Origin of the sequence: Mycobacterium sp. (assembly GCF_049280035.1) — a bacterium.
GTDB lineage: Bacteria > Actinomycetota > Actinomycetes > Mycobacteriales > Mycobacteriaceae > Mycobacterium.
This window is the reverse complement of record NZ_JBAPPI010000833.1, coordinates 1-1,746: the sequence shown is the minus strand read 5'-3', so window position 1 is coordinate 1,746 and position 1,746 is coordinate 1. Positions and strand designations below refer to the sequence as shown.

The following is a 1,746-nucleotide window of genomic DNA, read 5'->3' as shown; positions in this document are numbered from 1 at the left end:
GTGTAGATGGCGGTGAACCAGAAGCTGCCGAACACGTTGAACGCCTGCAGTCGATCCAGCCACGGACCGATCAGCGGGTGGGCGCCCAGGTAGTCGGCGACCTTGCCGGCATTGAGGCTGCGCTGCGGTAGCAGCGCGCCGGGCACCGCACCGAGGGCCAGCAGGAACAGCAGCACGAGCGCGGTGCCCATCGAGGTCAGCGCGCGCCAGGTGTTGCGGGTAAAGGCCAGCAGCCGGCTCAAATCGGCAGCCTCACGTCGGATATGAACGCGTCGCGCAGCCACGAGATGAAGTCGTTCCACACGCCGCTGACCAGCGCGACACCGACGGCAATCAGCAGCACGCCGCCGAAGATCTGCAGCACCCGGGTGTGTCGGCGCAGCCAGTCCAGGCCGGCGACCGCCGCCGCCGACCCGAATGCCAACAGCACGAACGGGATGCCCAGGCCCAGACAATAGGCGATCGTCAACACGATCCCGCGGGCCACGCTCGCACCGTCGGTGGCCGACGCGACGGTGATCACCCCGGTCAGCGTCGGTCCCAGACACGGCGTCCAGCCCAGCGCGAACACCGCGCCCAGCAGCGGCGCTCCGGCCACCGTCGACAACTGCCGCGGCGCGAACCGAAGCTGACGCTGCAGCGCCGGAACGTACCCAACGAACACCAGGCCCATCACGATGGTCAGCACGCCGCCTATCCGTTGCAGCACAAGCTGATTGGTCATCAACATGGTGGTCGTGCCCAGCACCGCGACCGTGCCGAGCAGGAACACCATGGTGAACCCGGCAACAAACAACGCCGCCGACCCGGCGACCCGCCACCGCGCAGCCGGCGGGGTTTTCGCTGTCTCGTCGACACCGACGACGGCGGCCAGGTATGACAGGTAACCCGGCACCAGCGGCACCACGCACGGTGAGGCGAACGACACCAGCCCGGCTAACAGGCAAACGGCCAGCGCCAGCAATATCGGTCCGGCAGCGGCGATTTCGGTGAAGCCGGTCATTGCTGCCCGACGGGTTCGGACGCGATCCGTTGCACCACCGGTTGCAGGTCCGCGGCGAGCAGTTCACGTAGGAAGACCGCCGCGACCCGGTGCTGGCGGTCAAGAACCAGGGTGGACGGGATGACGGTGGTGGGGTACTTGCCGCCGAACGCGATCATGGTGCGCATCGCCGGGTCGTAGATCGACGGGAACGTCACATTGCGGTCTTTGACGAAATCCTGGGCCGCCTGTCGGTTGTTGTCGCGGACGTCGATGCCCAGCAACGTGACGCCGTCGGCGCGGGTGGCGTTGTAGACCTGCTGCAGCTGGGTGACCTCGGCCCGGCACGGCGCGCACCACTGGCCCCAGACATTGATCACGACAACGCGGCCGGCAAAGTCGTCGACCGACACGGCGCGCGCTGGGTCCATCAGCTCAGGGCCGGCGACCGGTCCGGGTCGTCCGCGGTGATCGGGCGGGTCGTAGTAGATGTCGGTTTTGCCGCCGGGAGAGACGAATTCGAAGGTGCCGCCCTGAGCGACCGCGTCATCGCCGCTGGAGCAGCCGACCAGCAGGCCGGCCACCGCCGCGGCGACGAACGCCGGCCGCCACATGCTCAACCGCCCGCCGGCTCGCTGTACAGCACGTCGACCAGCCGGTCACCGTCGTACACCAAAGACGTGACTGATCCCACCGCACACTGGCGGCGCCGCGGGTCGTGCCAGAGCCGCTTGCCGGTCAGCGCAAGCCGCACGGTCCACACC

At 68.3% G+C, this 1,746-nt stretch carries 3 protein-coding genes and 1 pseudogene; all 4 read right to left on the bottom strand.

The features are described from left to right. Positions 1–191, bottom strand: a 191-nt coding sequence (locus WAN71_RS26670; RefSeq protein ID WP_422228201.1) for a cytochrome c biogenesis protein ResB, incomplete at its 3' end; no start/stop codon positions are given. Positions 192–238: 47 nt separating this feature from the next. Further along, positions 239–1,003, bottom strand: a complete 765-nt coding sequence (locus tag WAN71_RS26665; protein ID WP_422228200.1) for a cytochrome c biogenesis CcdA family protein — start codon at positions 1,001–1,003, stop codon at positions 239–241. Continuing rightward, the gene (locus WAN71_RS26660; protein WP_422228199.1) at positions 1,000–1,596 is read right to left on the bottom strand and encodes a TlpA disulfide reductase family protein; all 597 of its coding nucleotides are present in this window, start codon (positions 1,594–1,596) and stop codon (positions 1,000–1,002) included. Before WAN71_RS26660 ends, WAN71_RS26665 begins: the two co-directional genes overlap by 4 nt. A gap of 2 nt (positions 1,597–1,598) precedes the next feature. Further along, positions 1,599–1,746: pseudogene (locus tag WAN71_RS26655) on the bottom strand (histidine phosphatase family protein); the annotation flags it as partial.

Excerpts from the sequence above, each read along its gene's own strand:
- WAN71_RS26665 (WP_422228200.1), bottom strand. The coding sequence starts at position 1,003 with ATGACCGGCTTCACCGAAATCGCCGCTGCCGGACCGATATTGCTGGCG.
- WAN71_RS26660 (WP_422228199.1), bottom strand. The coding sequence starts at position 1,596 with ATGTGGCGGCCGGCGTTCGTCGCCGCGGCGGTGGCCGGCCTGCTGGTC.